Source organism: Sphingobacterium sp. HMA12 (genome assembly GCF_002933815.1).
GTDB lineage: Bacteria > Bacteroidota > Bacteroidia > Sphingobacteriales > Sphingobacteriaceae > Sphingobacterium.
Window position 1 is genome coordinate 1,325,263 of sequence record NZ_BEYR01000001.1, and the last position, 21,679, is coordinate 1,346,941.

General features: G+C 44.1%; 13 protein-coding genes. 7 read left to right on the forward strand and 6 right to left on the reverse strand.

What is annotated here, in order from left to right; all coding sequences use genetic code 11:
* The first annotated feature begins 53 nt into the window (after positions 1 to 53).
* Genes HMAT_RS05690 through HMAT_RS05710 form a run of 5 tightly spaced genes read left to right on the forward strand, consistent with a single transcriptional unit; the run spans position 54 to position 11,156 of the window.
* Positions 54 to 2,918: a TIM-barrel domain-containing protein gene (locus HMAT_RS05690; RefSeq protein ID WP_199768553.1), complete on the forward strand. Its 2,865-nt coding sequence runs from the start codon at positions 54 to 56 to the stop codon at positions 2,916 to 2,918.
* A gap of 28 nt (positions 2,919 to 2,946) precedes the next feature.
* The gene (locus HMAT_RS05695; protein WP_199768554.1) at positions 2,947 to 6,084 is read left to right on the forward strand and encodes a TonB-dependent receptor; all 3,138 of its coding nucleotides are present in this window, start codon (positions 2,947 to 2,949) and stop codon (positions 6,082 to 6,084) included.
* A 12-nt stretch (positions 6,085 to 6,096) separates the two neighbouring features.
* Positions 6,097 to 7,725, forward strand: coding sequence for a RagB/SusD family nutrient uptake outer membrane protein (locus tag HMAT_RS05700; RefSeq protein WP_104381807.1), 1,629 nt, complete (start codon positions 6,097 to 6,099; stop codon positions 7,723 to 7,725).
* A 49-nt stretch (positions 7,726 to 7,774) separates the two neighbouring features.
* The gene (locus HMAT_RS05705) at positions 7,775 to 8,710 is read left to right on the forward strand and encodes a hypothetical protein (protein WP_104381808.1); all 936 of its coding nucleotides are present in this window, start codon (positions 7,775 to 7,777) and stop codon (positions 8,708 to 8,710) included.
* Between the two features lie 4 nt (positions 8,711 to 8,714).
* A complete protein-coding gene (locus tag HMAT_RS05710; protein ID WP_104381809.1) occupies positions 8,715 to 11,156 on the forward strand; it encodes a glycoside hydrolase family 2 TIM barrel-domain containing protein in 2,442 nt (813 codons plus the stop codon).
* A gap of 199 nt (positions 11,157 to 11,355) precedes the next feature.
* On the opposite strand, the gene HMAT_RS05715 is transcribed toward HMAT_RS05710, so the two are convergent.
* From HMAT_RS05715 to HMAT_RS05735, 5 genes are all read right to left on the reverse strand, one after another.
* A complete protein-coding gene (locus tag HMAT_RS05715) occupies positions 11,356 to 11,721 on the reverse strand; it encodes a response regulator (RefSeq protein ID WP_104381810.1) in 366 nt (121 codons plus the stop codon).
* The gene (locus HMAT_RS05720; RefSeq protein ID WP_104383314.1) at positions 11,711 to 13,276 is read right to left on the reverse strand and encodes a PAS domain S-box protein; all 1,566 of its coding nucleotides are present in this window, start codon (positions 13,274 to 13,276) and stop codon (positions 11,711 to 11,713) included. Before HMAT_RS05720 ends, HMAT_RS05715 begins: the two co-directional genes overlap by 11 nt.
* A gap of 123 nt (positions 13,277 to 13,399) precedes the next feature.
* Complete coding sequence (locus HMAT_RS05725) at positions 13,400 to 15,511, reverse strand: ATP-binding protein (protein ID WP_104381811.1); 2,112 nt, start codon at positions 15,509 to 15,511, stop codon at positions 13,400 to 13,402.
* Between the two features lie 87 nt (positions 15,512 to 15,598).
* Positions 15,599 to 15,904, reverse strand: coding sequence for a hypothetical protein (locus HMAT_RS05730; protein ID WP_104381812.1), 306 nt, complete (start codon positions 15,902 to 15,904; stop codon positions 15,599 to 15,601).
* A gap of 183 nt (positions 15,905 to 16,087) precedes the next feature.
* Positions 16,088 to 17,440 carry a DUF3472 domain-containing protein gene (locus HMAT_RS05735; protein ID WP_104381813.1) on the reverse strand — a complete coding sequence of 451 codons (1,353 nt, stop codon included), beginning with the start codon at positions 17,438 to 17,440 and terminating at the stop codon, positions 16,088 to 16,090.
* A gap of 236 nt (positions 17,441 to 17,676) precedes the next feature.
* Here HMAT_RS05735 and HMAT_RS05740 point away from each other — a divergent pair, with 236 nt between their 5' ends.
* Positions 17,677 to 18,135, forward strand: a complete 459-nt coding sequence (locus tag HMAT_RS05740) for a GNAT family N-acetyltransferase (protein ID WP_104383315.1) — start codon at positions 17,677 to 17,679, stop codon at positions 18,133 to 18,135.
* 50 nt (positions 18,136 to 18,185) lie between these two features.
* On the opposite strand, the gene HMAT_RS05745 is transcribed toward HMAT_RS05740, so the two are convergent.
* Entirely contained in the window at positions 18,186 to 19,070 is an 885-nt protein-coding gene (locus tag HMAT_RS05745) for an AraC family transcriptional regulator (protein WP_104381814.1), read from the reverse strand.
* A 126-nt stretch (positions 19,071 to 19,196) separates the two neighbouring features.
* On the opposite strand from HMAT_RS05745, the gene ppsA reads away from it, so the two are divergent.
* A complete protein-coding gene (ppsA, locus tag HMAT_RS05750; protein WP_104381815.1) occupies positions 19,197 to 21,629 on the forward strand; it encodes a phosphoenolpyruvate synthase in 2,433 nt (810 codons plus the stop codon).
* Positions 21,630 to 21,679 lie beyond the last annotated feature (50 nt).

Sequence of the window (21,679 nt, forward strand, 5' to 3'; positions counted from 1 at the left end):
GGAAAGGACGCGTAATAACCAAGGGAAATATAGTAACCAATAATCTTATTTAAATGCGCAACTTAACGTATGCTTTAAGTGGTTTGATGCTCTTCGCCATGCTACAACATGGACTCGGGCAGACCAACAAAGCTCATTATGAAAAAACTCCAACTGGTGTTAAAGTCAGCTTCAAAAATTCGGAAACTTCCATTGATCAAGATGTCTATTTAGATGTGGTGACGGACAAAATCATGCGTATCACAGCTGTTCCGGCCGGTGCTGCCTTTCCAAAACAAACGAGCCTGGTGATCATTGATTCACTTCGTCGTCAAGTGAAATCACTGGCTGTCAGCTCAAGCGACTCCACCGTAAATTTAAAAACAGCCAATATGCAGGCAATCGTTTCTTTGGTGAGTGGCAAAGTAGCGTTTTTTGATCTGAAGGGACAATCCATCTTTAAAGAAGCAAAACGGAATTCAAGTTCTTTCTTAGCCAATAGTTATCAAGGTGATGCATTTTATCACATTAACCAAGACTTTATTGTCAATTCCGAAGAGGGGATTTATGGACTTGGTCAACATCAGAATGCCATCATGAACTATAACCGCGGGAAGCAAGTTTCTTTGCTGCAGTACAATACGGAAATCGGGATCCCTTTTTTGCTATCAACCAACAACTACGGTATCTTATGGCACAATTACTCCATTACTAAGGCAGGTGACGTCAGGCCGTTGCTGCCCTTAAATGCCTTCAAGCTGCTGTCAAAAGAAGGTGAACCAGGTTGGCTCACGGCGACCTATGTAAATCGGAACAAGGCCGACGAAGTATTCCTAACCCGACCGGAATCGATCATCGATTATGGCTATCTAACGGATCAGCACAAGTTTCCAACGGGGATAAAGTTGGCCGACAGTAAGGTCATTTATGAGGGGAGCCTTGCTTCGCCTTATACGGGCAAGCATGTACTGCATTTTAAATATTCGGGTTATATGAAAGTCTGGATAGACGGTGAGCTCGTTGCCGACCGCTGGCGGCAATCCTGGAATGCTGGTACCTTTGAAATAGAAAGGGACATGCAGAAAGATAAAACTTACCGGATCCGGATGGAATGGATACCAGATGGGGGTGAATCTTATTTTACCTTAAACTGGCAAAGCCCCATCCCAGAAGCGCGTAAAAACTTATTTTCCTTTAATTCGGAAGCCGGAGATGCTATTGACTATTACTTTGTGCAGGGTGAATCAATGGATGAGGTTATTGCTGGGTATCGCCACTTGTCCGGCAAGGCACCGATTATGCCGCTTTGGAGCTTTGGATTTTGGCAGAGCAGAGAACGCTACAAGACGCAGGCGGAAATCGAAGAGGTTGCAGCTGAATTTCGCAAACGTAAGATTCCAATCGACAATATTGTGCAGGATTGGTCTTACTGGGCTGAAAATGACTGGGGGAGCCAAAAGTTTGATCTGAAGCGCTTCCCAGACCCTGGGGCAATGGTCAAAAAATTACATGACCAACACTTTAAAATCATGATTTCGGCCTGGCCCAAAATCAATGAAGAGTCTTCCGTATACCAAGAATTTAAGGCCAATAAATGGATCTATCCACGCAATATCTACGATGGCAGAAAAGATTGGATCGGAAAAGGTTATACCTCCACCTTTTATGATCCTTTCAACAAAGAAGCACGCGATGGGTTTTGGAAATTGTTGGACAACAATCTTTTCAAAATCGGGATCGATGCCTGGTGGATGGATGCCAGTGAGCCAGATATTCACTCCAATATTGATTTGGACGAGCGCAAATCGGTTTTTCAGCCGAACATAGGTTCCTCTGTCCGCTATTATAATGCGTTCCCTTTACAAAATGCAAAAGGTATCTATGAGGGTCAGCGGGCGACAGATCCCAATAAACGGGTTTTTATCTTGACACGATCCTTTTTTGCCGGACAACAACGCTATGCTGCGGCAGCATGGAGCGGTGATATTGCCTCCAGATGGCATGATATGAAAGACCAGATCGCCGGGGGAATCAATTTCTCGATGTCGGGCACACCGTATTGGACAATGGATGCTGGTGGCTTTTTGGTCGAAAACAGATTTCACAAACCGAATACTACTGATTTGGAAGAATGGCGCGAGCTCAATAGCCGATGGTATCAATATGGCGCATTCTTGCCCTTGTTCAGGGCGCATGGACAATATCCGTATCGCGAGCCATACCATATTGCTCCTGCGGATCATCCAGCCTATAAAAGCATGACCTATGCGATCAACCTAAGGTATAAATTACTCGCCTACAATTACAGTCTGGCGGCAAAGACTTTTTTCGAAGACTATTCGATGATACGTGGACTTGCCATGGATTTCCCGCAAGACAAAGATGGATTCGACAGCAATGACCAATATCTTTGGGGCCCATCTTTACTCATCAATCCAGTCACAGAAAAAGGAGCAACCTCACGCAAGATACACTTCCCGAAAGGAGACAGCTGGTATGATCTATACAGCGGCAAGATGATAGCAGGTGGGCAGGATCTGCTCGTTGCGGCACCCTATGAACGTATTCCAGTCTATGTCCGGGCCGGAGCTATATTACCTATTGGACCTGTACTGCAATATACGACGGAGAAAAAACCGGATGTGCTGGATCTTTACGTCTATGCAGGAGCGAACGGTCAATTTTCACTCTATGAAGACGAAGGAAGCAACTATAATTATGAAAAAGGGAAATACAGTCGCATTGATTTCAGTTATGACAATTCGACGCACGTACTGTCTTTGGCTGATCGTCAGGGAGATTTCGAGGGCATGTTGACCAAAAGAAAGTTCAATATCATTTTTATCAGCGACATGAACGTAGTCGGACTGGATGTACCATCAAAAAAATCAACAGCAGTATCCTATATCGGAAAAGCTGTACGGATCAAATTAAAATAAATAAAAACCAATTTATAAATCAAGACATATGATAAGCAAACAATTGTTGAGCAGGGGCATGGCCGTCGTGGTCATGACCAGCGTGACCTCTTTGGTCTGGGCACAATCCTTCACAGGATCGGTTGTTTCGGCTGATTCAGGCTTGCCGATCGTGGGAGCGAGTATTAGCGTAAAGAATCAGAAGATTTCAACAAGCAGTGATGATTCGGGCAAGTTTTCACTGAAGGCCAGCACAGGGACTATATTGACCATTACTTACGTGGGGTATAAAACGGAGGAAGTTAAAATTACCGGCCCCAATATGGTAATCCGCCTACAACCACAATCTTCTGACCTCGAAGAAGTAGTGGTGATAGGTTATGGTGTGCAAAAGAAAAAATTGAATACAGGAGCAAACCTAAAGGTTGAAGGCGAAGAATTGCAGAAACGTAACCAATTGAATCCATTACAATCCCTTCAGGGACAAGCACCGGGTGTGTCCATCACCTCCACCTCCGGTCAGCCCGGGGCGGATATGAAAGTTGTCGTCCGTGGATTGGGAACAATCGGCAATTCCGGTCCCCTGTATGTCATTGATGGCGTCCCAGGAGGGGATATTTCGGTCCTGAATGCGGCTGATATCCAGTCTATCGATGTGCTTAAAGACGCCGCTTCGGCCGCCATCTATGGATCGCAGGCGGCAAATGGAGTGGTCCTTGTCACCACTAAAATGGGTGCTGCGGGAAAAAATGTGCTGTCGTTTGATGGCTATACGGGCATTCAGAACGTTTCGCGTAAAGCAAAATTGCTGGATGCAGATCAGTACAAGCTGATCATGAATGAGCAATCGCTGAATTCGGGGGCCGCGGTGATTGATTTTAACGGCATGGACGGTCTGGCTAATACGAATTGGATGGATTACATGTTCAAGGATAATGCGAAAATGGATAATTACAATGTTGGCCTTACCGGTGGCAATGAGAAATCCACCTACGCCTTATCAATGAACTATATTGGCCAGGAAGGAATTGTAGGAGGTAAAGACGTTTCCAACTACCAGCGTTATGGTTTCCGAACGAACTCGGAACATAAACTTTTCGATAATTTTGTGAAAATAGGGCAGCATCTCAACTTTAACTACATTAAAAATCGAGGCATCAGTGTCGGCAATCAGTACAGCAATACGCTGCGTGGTGCTTTTGCTACTTCGCCCTTGTCACCGGTGTATTCGGACAATGGCTTATACGGAAGTCCTTTCAATGACACTTCGAATTCACCCTGGTACAATGGGGACAGCAACCCATATGGGGTGATGATGACTAATTCGAATAACGCCAATGATGGTCAAAAATTACTGGCCGATATCTATGCGGAAATCGAACCAATCAAAGGCCTAAAGGTTTGTTCATTGTTGGGATTTAACTATTATGCTTCGGAATACAGAAGTTTTACACCCTTATACCGCTTCTCCATCTACACCTACAACCAAGATCATACAACGACCTCACAGAACATGAGCAAAGGTCATACGCTGACCTGGACAAATACCGCTTCTTATGATTTTGATATCAATACGGATCATCGTTTTTCGGCCATGGTCGGTATGGAATCGTTACGTTACCAGGGAACTTACCTTTCGGGGTCCAACTGGAATCTACTTTCCCAGTTCAACGATTTTGCACATGCTTATCTGGACAATACCACAGGCCAGGCACATTTGGATGAAAAGGGTAATGTGGTGGAGACCAGAACTGTATCGGGGCGGCCTGAAAATGTCACCCGAAGGGTCTCGTATTTTGGAAGGCTGGGTTATAATTATAAGGAAAAGTACCTACTGAATGCGACAATACGGGCAGATGGCTCTTCCAAATTTTCACGTAACAACCGCTGGGGATATTTCCCTTCTGTGTCGGCTGGCTGGGTCATTTCTTCGGAAGATTTCTTTAAGGAAAATTTAGCTGGCGTAAACTTCCTCAAACTGCGTGCTTCATGGGGACAGGTGGGTAACCAGGATATCGCTGATTTTCAATATGCAGCGCCCATTAGTACCTCAACAGGTATCACCTCATCCAATCCCGGAGCGCATTATGTCTTTGGAACAAGCAATAATAATATCGCTGGGGCTTATCCAAGCCGCTTATCCAATCCGAATCTGACCTGGGAAACTTCCGAACAGACCAATATCGGATTTGACGCCAAATTTGCAAACAGCCGTTTGGATGTCGTTGCCGATTTTTATGTCAAAAAGACCAAGAACTGGCTGGTTACAGCGCCTGTTTTGGCGACAACCGGAACGTTGCCACCTTTTATCAATGGGGGCGATGTAAAGAATACGGGGGTGGAACTGGGACTAAATTGGGCGGACAAGATCAATGAAGTCAAATACCGTCTTGGGGTAAATGGTGCCTATAACAAAAATAAGGTTGGCCAGATACCTACCGAAGATGGTATTATCCACGGACAGACAGCTATGTTGTACGATAATTCGGAAGAATTTTACCGTGCCGCAAATGGTCTGCCCATTGGCTACTTCTGGGGGTATAAAACAGACGGTCTATTCCAGAACCAAGCCGAGATCGACGCTTGGAAAACAGCCGGGAAAGGTATCCTTCAAGCGGATGTAAAACCGGGCGATGTGAAATATGTAGACCAGAATAATGATGGTATTATCAATGCCTCGGATAAAACAAATCTGGGCGTGGGCATGCCTAATTTTACCTATGGATTTAATATTGGACTAGATTACAAAGGATTTGATTTTTCGGTGAATGCCTACGGCTCCCTCGGTAACAAAATTGTACAGTCTTATCGCAATCATGCCAATAAACAGGCAAACTATACCACAAGAATATTAGACCGATGGACGGGAGAGGGTACTTCCAATACGATCCCTCGCGTTACAGAAACCAATGTCAACTGGCAGTTTTCAGACCTTTATATTCAGGATGGAGACTTTCTTCGGATCAGCAATGTGACCTTAGGTTATGATCTGTCGAAGCTGATCAAATGGAAGTATGCCAATCAGATCCGCTTCTACGTACAAGGTCAAAATTTGTTCACGTTCACCAAATATGATGGGATGGATCCCGAGATCGGTTATGGAACCGATGGTTGGGTATCGGGTATCGACCTCGGTTACTATCCAAGACCAAGGACTGTATTATTTGGCCTAAATGTTAAATTCTAAACACAAGAAATCATGAAAAAAACGAGCTATATCTATCATTCCATGTTATTTGGGTCCTTAATCTTAGGATCATGTTCATCCAGTTTTTTGGATGTCGAACCGATGACAAGCGTTTTGGAAAGCAATTTTTATAAAACGGTAGCCGATGCTGACATGGCTTTGGTCGGTTGTTATGATGGTTATCAACGGACGACTTCCAACGGCAGCCAGTCTTTCTATCTGACAGCAGAGGTGGCCGCCGACAATTGTTTTGGCGGAACAGGTACAACAGACGGTCGCTCATTTCAGGCAATCGACCGTTTTGATATTGCACAATCTCAATCGGACAACAATATCTTTGACGGCACCTGGTCGGATTACTATGCTGGAATTTTTAGGTGCAATACGCTATTGGGAAAATTGGACGGCACTGATTTTTCGGGTAATACAACTGTACGGGCACGCATTGAAGGGGAAGCGAAATTCCTGCGGGCCACCATGTACTTTGATCTCGTCCGTTTATTCGAAAACATACCTCTGCTCACAAGCCCGACCAATGAGAATATCCCACAGTCGGACCCCAAAGCGATTTATCAGCTGATTGTTTCAGACCTTAAATTTGCTGCTGCCAATATCCCAGCAACAGCTTACCCCAAGTCAGCTGCGGCAACCAATGATGGTCGGGCAACTCCATTTGCTGCCAAAGCGCTACTAGCCCGTGTTTATCTCTTTTATTCAGGCTATTATGGTGGCGAAGATATCGGTATCACCAAAGCCGAAGCCCTGACGGGACTGGAAGAGGTTATCAGCAGCGGCCAGTTTGCGCTGGTGGCTGATTTCAAGAATCTTTGGCCGGCAGCGAGTTATATCCCCAATGCAAGCAATAATACACTAGATATCTCCAAATATGCCGGTAAGGGAAATGTTGAGGTTGTATTTGCACAGAAGTTCAACAATACATCGAACTACAACGGCTATGTTGATGGCAACCGCTGGGTCGTCTTTCTGGGCATGCGCGGTAAAAATTGGTCGCCTTATGGCCAAGGATGGGGGGCATGTACGGTAAGCAAAAAGTTCTTCAATGAGTTTGACAACATGGATACGCGCAAAACCGCCTCAATTATTGATATCGATGGCGAGAACATCACGGGATTTGATCTGAAAGACCAGCGTGAGTATACTGGTTACACCATAAAAAAATATGCTCCCACGGCATTGCCAGATGGCACTACCAATACAGGAGGGGATAAGGATATGCAATTGTCCCAAGACCAGGATTACTTTGTCATCCGCTATGCTGATGTCTTGCTGATGGCGGCAGAGCTCGGTTCCGCAAATGCACAGAAATACTTTGACGAGGTACGGAAAAGAGCGTATAAGGCCAATTTTGTATCGTTAGCAGTTTCAAAAAATAATATTCTGAAGGAAAGAAAATTTGAATTTGCGTTTGAAGGTATCCGCTATTGGGATGTATTGCGGCAGGGGCTAAATAATGCGGCTGCTACACTGGAAACAACAGAAGATGTGCTTAGCGGTTCGGTGCCGGAGAAGGTTATCGTGACTAAGGAGCGTTTTTTGACGACGAAAGGATTTATGCAAATTCCAAACAAGCAGATTACTTTATCCAATGGTGTATTGAAACAAAATGCCGGCTGGAACTAGACAAAAGCTTAGTAGAATTTGCTATCCGTTGAATTATAACTAGACAAAAATGAAAAAGATATTCACATATGCCATCTGCTTCTTTGCGGCGATGGTACTCTTTGGAGCCTGTTCTCCAGAGAATTATACACTGGGGGACATCGATGTCACATCGGCACAGTTGGAGAAGGGAAAAGCTTTCACCGTTGAACATGACGCTAATAATCCCAATATTGTGTATTTAACCAGTCTGATGGATTCTAAATACACCGCTTTATGGGAGCATCCACAGGGACGGAGCCAGGAAAAAAAGGTGACCTTGAAAATGCCTTTCCCTGGTGAGTACACGGTCAAATTTGGTGTCGAGACCCGAGGTGGCATTGTCTACGGCGAACCTGTGACATTTAAAATCGATCAGATGTATGCCGAATTTATCAGTGACGAAACCTGGACTTTATTGACGGGCGGGGCCGGGGAAGAGAAAACCTGGTACCTCGATCTAGATGCTGACGGGATCTCCCGTTACTTTAAAGGTCCAATGTATTTTTACGGCACCGGTGACTGGTGGGGAAGCATCAACAAAACAGCCGCCCCCTTAAACAGCGATAGCTGGAGCTGGGAACCCGATTGGAAAGGCAATAGCTGGCTGATGCCGGCAGGCGATTATGGGAGTATGACTTTTGACCTGAAGGGTGGCGCAAACATCAATGTTAACCATGCCATGCTGGGCAAAGTTCAGAAGGGGACTTTTAATATTGATACCCAAAAGAAAACCATCCGCATGACGGGGGCTTCGCCTTTACATGGAAAACCACAAGATGGGATCGTCGTCGACTGGGGCGATGTCCGTATTATGTCGTTGACCGAGAATACCATGCAATTAGCCGTATTGCGAGATCCCGTACTTTCGAATGATGGAGCTGCCATGCTGACTTTTAATTTTATCAGTAAGGCCTACAAGGAGAGCTTGACCCAAGATACGTCTGATACTCAAAAGACCAAATAAATGTATGTTGAAGCAATTATTTGATATAGGGTATAGCCGAATAGGTATACTGTTTCTATTATTGATGCTCACGGGCTCCGTAAGTGGGCAGTCCAGAAAGGTTATTGATTTTAATAGAGGCTGGTGGTTTAAACTGGACAGCAACCAGCAATATAGCGATGGGCGAAAAGGAGAAGGCTGGCGAAAGCTCGATCTACCACACGACTGGAGTATCGAAATGCCATTTAGAGAAAACAGTCCCGCAGGTAGCGGGGCTGCTTATCTCGATGGTGGCGTAGGTTGGTATCAAAAAACGTTTAAGTTGGCTAAAGCTGAGCGAAACCAACGAGTATTTGTCGCATTTGAAGGTGTATACGAAAACAGTGAAGTTTGGATTAATGGGCATTTCTTAGGGAAAAGACCCAATGGTTATATCGGATTCGAATATGAGTTGTCTCATGATCTATACTGGGATGGTAGAGACAACCTGCTTTCAGTCAAAGTAAATAATAAGAATCAGCCCAACTCGCGTTTCTATTCTGGTTCGGGGATTTATCGGGATGTTAAATTAATCATTCGAAATCCAATCAGCATAGGCACCAACAGTACCTTCGTAAGGGCTGGACAGCTTAGCGAGAAACGTGCAGTAGTAGACTTGTCGCTGGCAATTGAGCATAGCCGTAAAGAATCAAAAAAGATAACATTGCTGACAGCGATTCTTTCAGCTAAAGGTGTTATTGTCGCAAGTAAACGTACCACTTTGAATGCTGTCAAAGCAGGCCTACATCCTATCGGTCAGCAGATAGTCCTTGAAAATCCTGTCTTATGGGATATTGAAACCCCGTATCAATATACAGCAAGAATGCAGCTCATTGTGGATGGTCAGGTTGTGGATGAACAGCATACCAAATTTGGCTTACGCAATTTTAGATTCGATGAGCAACAGGGCTTTATACTCAATGGGAGACAGCTTAAAATCCGGGGGGTCTGTTTACATAGTGATCTTGGCGCACTTGGCATGGCATTCAATCGGTCTGCAGCATTACGTCAGCTCCGCATAATGAAAGCAATGGGGGTGAATGGGATACGCACATCGCACAATCCTGCGGCCCCAACATTTTTGGACCTTTGTGATAGCTTGGGTTTCGTCGTGATGAGTGAAACATTCGATGTCTGGAAAGGTCATAAAAACCCCTATGACTATCATTTATATTGGGACCAATGGTACAAGCGGGACTTCGTGGATCATGTCAAACGAGATCGGAATCATCCGTCGCTGTTTATCTGGTGTCTGGGCAATGAAGCACAGGAGCAGTGGCATTCCAAAGCTGACGGTACAGCTATTCCGATATCACTGGCGGCGATTGTCGATAGCCTGGATGGTACACGTCTAACCACTATTGCCAATAATGAGCTTTCCAAAGCCAATCCCGTACTGATGAGTGCGGCGGTAGATTTAGTTGGCTACAATTACAACCATAAGAAATGGGCAAGCTTCCCACAGGATCATCCTGGAAAAAAGTTTATCGTAACGGAAAGCACCTCGGCATTGGAAAGCCGTGGGAAATATGATTTGCTTCCGTATGACTCCATTCGTATGTGGCCCGAAAGATGGGATATTCCTTTTGATGGGGGCAACAAGGACTGGAGCATATCAGCTTACGACAATGTATTCACGCCTTGGGGATCAAACCATCAGACAAGCTTGCGGTTAATGGAAAAGTATGATCACATCGCGGGGATGTATGTGTGGACGGGTTTTGATTACCTAGGCGAACCCACACCATATACTTGGCCAGCAAGAAGTTCGTACTTTGGCATAGTGGACTTAGCAGGCTTCCCGAAGGATGTATATTATTTGTATCAAAGCGTATGGACAGCAACGCCTGTCCTACATGTATTACCCCACTGGAATTGGAAAAAAGGAGATAAAATTGATGTAGTGGTTTACTTTAACCAAGCCGACCGGGTAGAACTCTATCGCAACGGCAAAAAGATCGGCGATCAGAAAAAAGATCCAGACCGTTACGAACTCGTTTTTAAGGAGATCGCATTCGAACCCGGCACGCTTGAAGTAATCTCTTATCAGCAGGAAAAAAGGGTCTTAAGTAAAACCATCCGTACAGCAGCAAAGGAGAAGCGGATCAAACTGATTGCAGAAAGCAAGTCCTTCCGTGCGGCGGCGAATGAACTCTCTTTTGTACATGCTTATGTTGTGGACGAATTTGGCACCCTAGTTCCCAATGCAGCAGATAAGATCGATTTTGAGGTGGAGGGAAATGGGGCAAAAATTGTAGCGACAGACAATGGGAATACAACAGATCATACGCGTTTTCAGTCGACATCGCGACGGGCATTTCATGGTAAAGCGTTGGTTATTGTCTCAAGCAAAAACAAAGGCCAAATTGTCGTAAAAGCGAAAAGTAACGGACTTATTTCGGGGGAGGTTCAAATTAAGGCTGAATAAAAGGAATTTGCCTTAATTGGATAACAGTAGGGCGGAAGGGGCATCCAAGTTATTTTGAACGGGAGAATTCCGTAAGGTTTTTACGGAATTCTCTTATCTCATCATGATTTCGCGGATGCTAATTTCGTAGTTCTATGGGGACTCCGTTGTCATCTTACAAAGGAATACCATTGCCTCTTTAATCTTCCGGATAAATGTTTCAATTACTTAATATTGCATTGATTTTGGACGTAATTTCATCCAGATCAAAAGGTTTTGCAATAAATCCATTTGCACCTAAATCCTCTGCAATGGCGGCCCCATCGACACTCGCCGAAAGTATAAGCACTGGTAGGTCTTTCACTTCGGGCGTATTTCGGATAATTTTTATCACCTGATCACCCGATAGTAAAGGCATCCATAAATCCAATAACAACAGATCTGGCTGGTGCGTCGTGAGCTGTTTAATCAGGTTTGTGCTGTTGATCTCGGATATAACATTAAATCCTTCTAATTCGAGAAATAGCTCAAGCATCTCTACTATTCCTTGGTCGTCATCACAGATCATTATTTTTTTACGCTCCATGGCTTTCGTCGTTATTTATAATTGGTAATGTAAAATTAAATGTAGAACCTTCTCCGAGTTCACTTTCTACCCATAAGGTTCCGTTATGATTGGCTATAATCTCATGTGATACATAGAGCCCGATCCCTAACCCGGGAAATTTTTTTTGTATATGGCTGGCCCTGAAGAATCTTTCGAATATCTTCAGTCTATCCTGATAGCTGATGCCCATACCGTAATCTCTTATGGAGATTTTGACAAAATTAGCAACTTTGTGAATGCTTACTTCCACCTTATTTGAATCGGGTGAATATTTAATAGCATTAGATAATAGGTTATTGACTACTTGCATAATCTGTAGCTCATCTCCCCGAACAATGGCCCCTGTAGTACCCGATAGCTGGATTTCATAACCAGGCACAGCAAGTGTAATGTTATCAATTGCCTCGCGGATTGTTTGATCAATATCAAATGGCTCCATATGCAATTCGATAAGACCGGATTGTATTTTTGACGTATCCAACAGTTTAGTGATCAACAGATTTAAGCGATCGACATAGGCTGACATCTTATCGAGCGTGCTCACGAATTTTTCATTTGAATGATCTGAGCTCATACGTTGTAAAATTTGAACCAGACCTTTAATCGTCGTAAGGGGCGTCTTGAGCTCATGGCTAGCAATGGACAAAAAATCGTCTTTTCGCTGGTCTTGCTCTTTTTTCTCCGTAATGTCTTCGAAAGCAATCAATATGCGATCTTTATAATGCCCTTCAAATTCAATGCGATAAGCATTTAATAACATCACTTTACGCCCTATATGGGGGAATATATTGTCTACCTCGTAATCGATAACAGGATTGTTGGTCGGCAGAATCTGTGTCAGGAGTTCTTTCAAAGAATTGATATTCCACTGCTGCTTGCCAAGTTCAAAGAGCGGTTTTCCCAACGTTTCCTCCGAAGAAACCTTAAAAGAATTTAAAAAATGTCTATTCGCACTCAACACGATATAATTGGCATCCAATACCAATAAACTCTCCCGGACTGTCTCAATGATACTGGAGAGAAAAGTTTCCTTTTCCTGTAACTCTTTCGTTCGTTCTTGTATTTTGAGTTCGACATGTGCTTTTTCTTCCCTAAGGTCGTGCTCGGCTTTCTTGCGCGCCGTGATATCATTTTGTACGCCTATAAAATGGGTAACCTGTCCCGCTTCGTTTTTCACAGGAGATATAAACAGTTCATTCCAAAAAAGCGTACCGTCCTTGCGGTAATTGCGAATTTCGACTTTACATTCTTCACCACGCTGGATACTTTCTTTTAAAAGCTGGCGTTGGCGCTGTGAACGATCTTGAGCCTGCAAAAAACGACAATTATGCCCAATAATCTCATTGTGCGAATAGCCGCTGATCGTCTCAAATGCTTTGTTGCAATAGATAATTGGATTGTCATATTGCATATTATCTGTAATAATAATGCCTGAATAGGCAGAATTTAAGGCTTTAAGATAAAGATCGAGATCATTGTTCGAATTATAATTAGTTTGTTTTAATTGATCAATATGCGTGTTTTTTTCTTCCATATACATTTAAGACCCTAACGAGTTAATGTCCTACAATTTAATTTTTATTTTGAGGATTAAATGCAAACCATATGCCTTTTCTGTATGGACCGTATTAATTTTTACCAAAAAGGGTATTTATCCCTATAATGCGTGTGGAATAGTAAACCAGAAATTGCTACCACCACCGATTGAACTATCCACACCGATATTTCCACCATGCCGTTTTATGATATCGGACGCAATATAGAGTCCGAGTCCAAGGCCTGAATATTTTTTACCATCATGATTGGCCCTGTAATAGCGACCAAAAATATGTTGTTGGACTGCAGGGTCTATTCCATCACCAAAATCCCGTACATTGATTTTTACGTACTCATCCAGATGCTCAATCTTGATTTCAATAGCATTCGAATTGGGTGCATATTTGATTGCATTATTGATAAAATTGACCACCACCTGTTCGATACGCTGCTCATCCGCATAGAGGACCGCGTCAAGATCACCACCGACTTTGAGCTGGTATTTACCAAGTAGATTGAGGTTATTACAGCAAGATTCTAGCATTTTTGCTGCGGAAAACGTTGTTCGCTGAAGTTCCAATTGTCCCACACTAATACGGTGCATATTGAGGAGATCATCCACCAAAGCTGTAATTTTCTTGATGCTGACTCCGGCCATACTTATCAGCTTGCAAACCGTCGGGTCAGCTGCCTTATCCTTTAGCATTTCCAACATCTGAATAGTACCATTAAGGCTGGTAATCGGCGTCTTTAGCTCGTGGCTGGCGATCCCCAGGAAGTCGTCTTTCTGGGCTTCATAATTCTTGCGTTTGGTCACGTCGACAGTGACACCTATCAGATTAACGGGTTTCCCTTCAGCGTCATATCGGGTCAGGCCGGATGAACTGATCCAGTGCCGTGACCCGTCGGGCCATTGTGTAAGGTATTCCGCTTGGTAAGGTATGTGATGAAAAATTGCTGCCTGCACCTCATTATGAACCATATCCCGATGTTCTGGAACAATTGAATTCATAAAGTCGGCATACTCAAAAACTTCGCCATCAGATAACCCAAAATGATTTCTGCAGGTCGCTGAGGTATAATTTCTTCCCGTTGGTACCTCTAAGTTAAATGTACCTAATTCTCCAGCTTCAAGGGCCATCTGCAATTGTTGGTTAAGCTCTTCCAGACGCTCTTTCTGACGAATCCTGTCGGTGACCTCATTGGCAATGACAATAATAGATTCTGTATTTCCATCCTCGTCTTTGAGGGGTTCATAAATAAAATCAAAATAATGGTCGTTGAATGCGCCGTCGGTTTTTAATGTCACCAGGGCCGTATCTCCGACATAAGTATCGCCGCTTAAAAACACCTGGTCCAAGAGTTCCAGATAGGGTTGATCCTTTAGCTCAGGCATTGCTGTTGCGAGGGGTTTTCCAATCACGGATGCAGTTTTGCTCCATATCCAAAGCACCATATTATTGGCCACCTCAATTGTCATTTCGCGACCGGTCAATATGGCAAATGCGACCGGTGCTTTGTTGATAAAAGATTTAAGACGTTGTTCGCTCTTTCTTAAATTTTTGTTTAGGGATACTGTAACGTTGTTTGAACGGTTGAGCTGCAGGTTTGTTTTACTGAGTTGTGCATTTGCCGCTTCCATTTCCCCATTCAAATCAATCAGCCGCTGCTGCATATTGGCCAAAGTGATATTGACCTCTTCTACATCGGCAATTTTGACAAGGGCAGACCTTCTAAGTTCAATCTGATCCATCGCCGTACGGGCCAATCCTGCCAGGATACTTCGTTCAGATGGACTGAATTGCCGTGGTTTTTTATCCAGAATACAGAATGCGCCAATTGAAAAGCCTTCCGGTGTGATTAATGGCGCGCCGGCATAAAATCGAAGTCCCAGCTCACCAATGACATTTGGGTTGTGCGATAAACTCTCTTCCTGAAGCGCATCTTCAATCACAGTGACGTTTTCATCCATGATGGTCAGTGCACAAAGGCTATGTGCCCGGGTAGACGTTTTGGTCGTACCCATACCAACATTGGCTTTAAAGAATACGCGTTCTGCATCAACAAGGGACAGGAGAGCAATAGGCACGTTGAAAATTTCGGTGGCGAGTTTTACCAAACCATCAAAACTTGCTTCAGAAGGGGTATCTGTAATCTCATAATGTCGTAATGCGGCGAGACGTTCTCTTTCCTTATTAGGATCAGCACCTTGGCTAAATACATTTTCTGTCATAGGACCGGATAAAACTTTAGTTAAAGATAATCACAAATCTGACATAATGCAGCAGATGATAGCCCGAATTTAAAGTGATCCGGCTAGCTAATGATGCCTATTTCCTTTTTGATGGTAAGCAACATGCTGGGGTGAATTTACATTTGGGACATGTTTGTTGTCCGTTACCACCTGCGGATCAGCATGCTGCATGGCAACAATATCTGGATTAATTTCCGAAGCTAGATCTTTAAATGGCCGATAACCGACGGGTTTACTTGGTTGTTTGCTTCTTGACTTATTTTTGGCTTTCTTTTCCTGTTTTCTATTTTTAACTTTTTCCGCATGACGCTTGAATAAAATCAGTGCCGCTCCAGTGACCAGGGCTATAGCAAATTTGAATTTGATATGCATAGTATTTCTTTTTTAGTTGATATTTTCTGAATGAACAAACCTAGAACCTAAATCGTTTACCTTTTGGCACAGCTATTCCGGTGGACCAAAAGTGTCTACAACGCAAAAAGGGGGCGGTACAGCTGTAGCCATACCGCCCTTTGTGATTAGCTTGTTATAGTACGCCCTTATCCGGTATTGTACCTATGGAAGGGTGGTGAGGTCAATTGCAGGAGCGGGGTTTCCATTGTTGACCGTAAATAAGGTACCGGGATTAACCACGGTATTGAAAAATCCACCGTTCTTAAGGAAGAAACTACCCCCATTAGTGCCGCCCATGGCATCTATACGCTGGTTGTTGGAATAGGTGCCGTCTACAGTAAATTTGGCCTGCACCACCGGCATCCAGCTGCCTGATGCTGTGCGTACCCATTGATTTTTATAGTCTGCTGAGCGTCCAAGATAGCCGTTGTCTGCATTGAAGTTTTCCAAAAAACTGTGGAAATTAGTCAGATAAGTTGTTATTTTAGGCCGCTTCCAGCTTGCGATCAATGTCCAGGTATTGACCGTCGGATCATTGAACCAGGCTGTAAAATCGGTGGCACCATTGCCATCGGGTTCGCCCTTGAGCAGGAATTTATAGCTCTTTCCGCTTGTCCATCCATATTTCATATAACTTTGTCCGCCCGAACCTTCGCCACCAAATTCGCCCGTTGTGGTATTCGCTCCTTTCCGGTTAAGGGTAATCCGATCCTCAACGGGTATTTCCGCCGGATTATCAGTGCTGTAGGGGCTCCATACCGAAAATAGGATCCGGCGCTCGCTGGCCGAATTGACCTGCATGCCAAAATAGCCCTGGCCAAATCCATTAGCCATAAAGTAAGAACCTATCTTGTCTTCACCTGTAGGAACATTGATTTCGCTATAGTAATAGGATACCTGCTGGTTTGTCGGCACCGTATAACTTAAGTGGCAGGATGGCCCGCGTCGTGACCAGTAGTAGGTGTTATCCACATTGTTGTCACTATAGATGGTTGTTCCGTTGGTGGCGCTTCCACTCAGAACGAGGTGAGAAACATCGGCAAAATAACCGCCGGTTTTGGAGATCCCTTGAAGGTCCATTTTGACGTAACCAGCAGTATTCATCGTGTAGTTGCCGACCGTATAATCCTTTACAGTACCGCCTTTCATACTGATTTGTTTACTGACGCCATTAATGGTTAACTTAACCACGCTACTGTCCCCATTTGGCAATACTTTGGCCCGGATTTTTACGCTTAATGTGCCTGCCTGTGGGAGCTTGGCATAGGTACTCACGATGCTGTTCGCATTGGTCCAGTTGGCCAGGCCATTGCTATTGATCACTTCAACAGCGCCAGTAGGTGCCGACGTGACAAAAGCATTTCCCCCGAGGGGAACTTCATAACCGTTAGGTCCTGGGGTGGCCGCCCGCAACGATAGTTTTTCTTGGGTCTCGGTTTGCTCTACAGTCTTTTTGCAAGAACCAAAACAGACCAATGCAGCACCGAGCAGTGCTACTAATTTGATTTTTCTCATAATTTATTTTTAATTGTTCAATATTAATTTATTAAACAACTTTCATATTGTGAAAATAAATTAAACGCAATCGATTGTGCTATTTACTTTTGTAACAGGATATACAATTCTGGGTAATTTACAGACAGTTGACATTTACAAGGTTCATTGGGTTGCTGATTTTTGTATATTGCGCTAACCGCTTATTACCTGAAATTAAAGTGGGTATCATTGCACATTACAAAAAAGACATAGGAATGGATTTAGAAATCAGACCGGCACAGGAACATGAAATTGATATATTATTGGAATTTGAACAGGGAATCGTTGCCGCCGAACGTCCGTTTGACGATACATTGAAAGAAGGTGAGATTCACTACTACGACCTGCTGGAGCTCATAAAATCACCTGAAGCAGAAGTATTGGTCGCTGTGGTCGACAATGATCTTGTCGGATCTGGCTATGCGAAAATAGTCGATGCCAAGCCCTATCAGAAGTTCACCCGATATGTGCATTTGGGATTTATGTATGTAAAACCCGAGCACCGTGGACAGGGTATCAATAAATTGATTCTGGAAGCATTGTTAAGCTGGGCTAAGGAAAAGAATATCTCCGAGGTAAGACTTCAGGTTTATGACCAGAATGACAGTGCGATAATCGCCTATAGCAAAGTAGGGTTTAAGCCCAATTTACTTGAAATGAGAATAGAAGTTTAGAGGTTCCGGCTGCCGGAAGCGTTATTAATTTCTCGATCTGTTTTTTAACTCTACTGTCTATGTTCCTGACGATAGGCGAGGGGAGATTTCCCTGTATGCTGCTTAAAGTAGCGGTTGAAATTCGAAATGTTATTAAAACCAGAACTTGCACAGATTGCTGAAACACTTTCGTTTCCTTCCCGCAGGAGTTTGCAAACATGTTCAATTCTGACCTCGAGCAGAAAATCGAAATAGTTTCTTCCTGTTCGCGATTTGAAATAGTGACAGAAGGCATTGGGCACCATATAAACAATCGCGGCGATATCACGTAGCTTGATGTCTTTATAAAAGTTGTCCATCGTATACAGATAAATCCGGCTCAGGCGTGTCTCGTCTATTTTTTTGAATGGCTTGATATCGTCCTTTTCGATGCTGCCCGAAAGGTTTTGGCTTGCGGCAATTTCATTCATCAGAAGCAGTAAATAGGGCAGCTGTTCATGCGGCTGACAATTTTCCAGTTTTTCCAGCATGCCGACAATAGTTTTTTTTATTTGCCCGTCCACATATAGTCCGATCTTTGCAGCGTGCAGCAACCTGACCAATAAGTTGTTTTCAGAGAGCCCTAGAAAATCCTGTCCTAATTTTTGGGGATCGAAATGAAGCGTTAGCAGCTTCAGCGGCACCGGTGTCCGGCCATGCTTCATGGCATAATCATAGTAGCGATTGGTCTCAAATTTGAACATGTGCGGCATATTTGCTCCGATCACGATCATAGTGCCACTGGATATCCTTTTAGACGATTGTCCGATTGAAAATGTTCCCTGTCCGGAACGAATATAGATCAGTTCGAATTCCCGATGGCTATGGAAGCTATTCGATGCATGGTAAACATCGGCTTTTGCCAAACTGAACGTTGAATTCCTCGCGATAACCTGCTGTCCAAAGTAATCTTCCACTTATATAATATAAATATGAATATTATGATGTATTTGATAAATGTATTAAAATAGTATCAGTTTGTCTTAATATTTAACAAATTACTTCAAAAAATGCCGCCTACCTTCGTGTAAAATTATGATAAAATGAGCAATAACAAATTTACAATGCCGCTGATGGAATCCTCGATAGGGGATATTGATCTGGTCGGCGGGAAGAGCGCCTCCCTCGGTGAAATGTTACAGCACCTGAAGCCCTTAGGTGTCAATATTCCGGATGGATTTATTGTAACCAGCAAAGCGTATTTTCAGTTTATTTCTGACAATCAGCTCGATCAAAAGATTCGCGCGATCCTGGCGGAAGCTGTCATTGAAGACCTGCAGGTACTGGCAAGCAGTGGGAGCAGCATCCGAAAACTCATCCAGCAGGGTAATTTCTCGGCAACGATGGAGGAGGAAATTCTCGCTGCTTACGTAGCACTAATAGGCCCGGACAATATACAGGACTTTGGCGTTGCAGTACGTTCTTCAGCTACAGCAGAAGATCTACCCGATGCTTCTTTTGCTGGACAGCAGGATACTTACCTCAATATCCGTGGCCAACAGGAGCTCTTAACCGCGATAAAGAATTGTTTCGCTTCGCTGTTTACGGATCGGGCGATCAGCTACAGAGAGGCATTTAATTTCGGACATTTTAACATAGGGCTTTCTGTCTGCGTGCAGCAGATGGTCCGATCGGATTGTGGATCTTCAGGCGTCGCTTTTTCAATTGATACGGAAAGCGGGTTTAAAGATGCTGTTCTGATCAATGGATCATATGGCTTGGGCGAACTTGTTGTTCAGGGTATGGTCAATCCGGATGAATTTATCGTATACAAACCGCTATTAAAAAAGGGCTATGCTTCGATCGTAGAAAAAAAATTAGGAAGCAAACAAGTGCAGATGACCTACGCTATTGGGAAAAACGAAACCGTGCAGGTGATTGATACACCCGAAGCACACACAAAGCAGTTCTGTCTGGACGACACACAGATTCTCTTGCTTTCCAGATGGGTGTGCCTAATTGAAGACTATTATACAGCACTCAAAGGAAGATGGTGCCCCATGGATGTGGAATGGGCGCTGGATGGCCTGCGCGGTGATCTGTATATTGTTCAGGCCCGACCTGAAACCATCCATTCCCTGAAAAGCTCCAGCTGTATCACGGAATATAAAATTGAGCGGAAGGATAGGGCATCAGAAATTTTATTAAAGGGTATCGCAGTAGGTGATAAAATTGCCTCAGGAACAGTACACAACTTTAAAGGCATCAGCAAACAGCAGATACATACAATTAACTTTAATCCGGGTGATATTATGGTTGCAGAGATCACTGATCCTGACTGGGAGCCCATCATGAAAAAGGCGTCGGCAATCATCACCAATAAAGGAGGCCGTACATGCCATGCTGCCATTGTGGCGAGGGAGCTCGGAGTACCGGCCATTGTGGGTTGCGCGGGAGCGACCGAAATCCTGCTCACAGCACAGGAAATCACGGTTTCGTGCGCTGAAGGAGATACAGGCATCGTATACCGGGGAAGAATCCCTTATACCAGACATGCTCATGACCTTGCCGATCTGCCTGAAGTCAATACACCGATATTAATGAATATCGGTTCACCTGACATCGCCTTTCAATACGCAGATTACCCCGCAAAAGGGGTGGGGCTGGCCCGGGAAGAGTTTATCATCAACAACTACATCAAGGCACATCCGATGGCGCTTTTAAAACATCAGGAATTGAACGACAGCACGCTGAGCAGCTATATCGATAATCTGACAGCAGGCTATGTCGATGCGGAAAATTATTTCATTGAAAAGCTTTCTTACGGAATCGGAAAAATCGCTGCCGCCTATTATCCAAATAAAGTCATCGTCCGTTTTTCGGATTTTAAAACCAATGAATACTATAATATGCCCGGCGGAAAATACTTTGAGCCTAGGGAGGAGAACCCGATGATCGGTTGGCGTGGCGCTTCAAGGTATTATTCCGCAGCATATAAGGAAGCCTTCGGGATGGAATGCCGGGCAATAAAAAAGGTACGGGAGGTCATGGGCCTAGACAATTTGGTGGTAATGATTCCGTTCTGCCGAACAGTAAATGAATTGTTTCAGGTTTACACCGTCATGGAGGAGTTTGGCCTTAAACGCGGGCAAAATGGCATGGAGGTGTATCTGATGGCCGAAGTCCCCGCAAACGTTATTCTAGCCGAAGAATTCGCACAACATATCGACGGATTTTCGATCGGATCAAACGATCTCACGCAACTGGTGCTAGGTTTGGACCGCGATTCATCACTTGTCGCCAGCCTGTATAATGAACGCAACGACGCCGTCAAAATTATGATTACCAGCTTGATCCGGACCGCAAAGCATCAGGGTGTGAAGGTAGGCATCTGTGGGCAGGGACCATCCGACTACCCAGATTTTGCACAGTTCCTGGTCGAAGAGGGGATTGACTCCATTTCCGTTACACCAGATTCCTTTATGAAAACGGTAAATGCTGTCAAAGAAATTGAGGATAGACTGGTTGCCTATTAAACGCGTCACAGCTATCCAATATGGAGGGCTGACAAAAGGGAAAGGCAGAT

Bases quoted from the DNA above. Each gene is read 5' to 3' on its own strand.
- HMAT_RS05730 (WP_104381812.1), bottom strand. From the start codon at position 15,904: ATGCATATCAAATTCAAATTTGCTATAGCCCTGGTCACTGGAGCGGCA.
- HMAT_RS05715 (WP_104381810.1), bottom strand. From the start codon at position 11,721: ATGGAGCGTAAAAAAATAATGATCTGTGATGACGACCAAGGAATAGTA.
- HMAT_RS05740 (WP_104383315.1), top strand. From the start codon at position 17,677: ATGGATTTAGAAATCAGACCGGCACAGGAACATGAAATTGATATATTA.
- HMAT_RS05690 (WP_199768553.1), top strand. From the start codon at position 54: ATGCGCAACTTAACGTATGCTTTAAGTGGTTTGATGCTCTTCGCCATG.
- ppsA (WP_104381815.1), top strand. From the start codon at position 19,197: ATGAGCAATAACAAATTTACAATGCCGCTGATGGAATCCTCGATAGGG.
- HMAT_RS05705 (WP_104381808.1), top strand. From the start codon at position 7,775: ATGAAAAAGATATTCACATATGCCATCTGCTTCTTTGCGGCGATGGTA.
- HMAT_RS05695 (WP_199768554.1), top strand. From the start codon at position 2,947: ATGATAAGCAAACAATTGTTGAGCAGGGGCATGGCCGTCGTGGTCATG.
- HMAT_RS05700 (WP_104381807.1), top strand. From the start codon at position 6,097: ATGAAAAAAACGAGCTATATCTATCATTCCATGTTATTTGGGTCCTTA.
- HMAT_RS05735 (WP_104381813.1), bottom strand. From the start codon at position 17,440: ATGAGAAAAATCAAATTAGTAGCACTGCTCGGTGCTGCATTGGTCTGT.
- HMAT_RS05720 (WP_104383314.1), bottom strand. From the start codon at position 13,276: ATGGAAGAAAAAAACACGCATATTGATCAATTAAAACAAACTAATTAT.
- HMAT_RS05710 (WP_104381809.1), top strand. From the start codon at position 8,715: ATGTTGAAGCAATTATTTGATATAGGGTATAGCCGAATAGGTATACTG.
- HMAT_RS05725 (WP_104381811.1), bottom strand. From the start codon at position 15,511: ATGACAGAAAATGTATTTAGCCAAGGTGCTGATCCTAATAAGGAAAGA.